We start from the raw sequence: 933 nt of genomic DNA, 5'->3' as shown, positions 1-933 counted from the left end.
CCTAAAAAAGGCCAGTGCTCTCCTGCTTTTGGACTCCAAAGATTATTCGCGCTAATCGACGAGTTGAGTGAGCAATACGGTATTTCCGACTGCTGCCGGGTATTGGAAGTCCCTCGCAGTAGCTTTTACGCCTGGCGCAAACGTCAGGGGCCAATGAGTCCAGCCAGGCAGGTGCTCCAGGCCACTGTGGTCGAGCTTTTCAAAGCGTCACGCAGCTCTGCCGGGGCGCGTACGCTGTCCCAGGAGTTGCGACGCGCAGGGCACGATGTGGGCCGCTACAAGGCGCGAAGCCTGATGAAAGAAATGGGGCTGGAGTGCCGGCAGCGGCGTCCGCATCGATATCGCTCGTCAGGCGCAGAGGCCTTGATCGTGAGTAATCGGCTCAAGCGTAACTTCCGCGTCTCGACTGTTAACGAGGTGTGGTGCGGTGATGTGACTTACATCCAGATTGGTAAGCGCTGGTTGTATCTGGCGGTGGTGATGGATCTTTACGCCCGACGAATCGTGGGCTGGGCGTTTTCACTGATTGCCGATGCTCGATTGGCCTGTGAAGCACTTCAGATAGCAGTTGAGGCGCGCGGTAAACCAAAAGGCGTGATGTTCCACTCAGACCAGGGCTGCCAGTACGCCAGTCATAAATTCAGGGAGACGCTTGAAAAGTATGGCGTGACTCAAAGCATGAGTCATCGCGGCCAATGCTGGGATAACGCAGCCATGGAGCGCTTCTTCGGTGCGCTGAAGTCAGAGTGGGTACCAAGGGATGGATACAAGAGTGATGAGCAGGCCAAGGTCGATATCCAGGCCTATATAACGCGGTACAACCTTAAGCGCCTCCACAGCTACAACGGATATGAAACCCCGGTAGCCATGGAGGAAAAGCTCAAGGCAGCAGCATGAACCTAAAGCGGTGTCCAAAATTTCTTGACCGGTTCA

General features: G+C 55.4%; 1 protein-coding gene. It reads left to right on the top strand.

Annotated elements, in window-relative coordinates; all coding sequences use genetic code 11:
- The coding region (locus VV867_RS31020) for an IS3 family transposase (protein WP_328568447.1) at positions 1-897 on the top strand (897 nt) is incomplete at its 5' end.
- Between the last annotated feature and the right edge of the window lie 36 nt (positions 898-933).

The organism is Pseudomonas sp. JH-2, assembly GCF_036231725.1.
Classification (GTDB): Bacteria; Pseudomonadota; Gammaproteobacteria; order Pseudomonadales; family Pseudomonadaceae; genus Pseudomonas; species Pseudomonas delhiensis.
The sequence above is the reverse complement of the archived record's forward strand: the minus strand, read 5'-3'. Positions and strand labels throughout refer to the sequence as shown.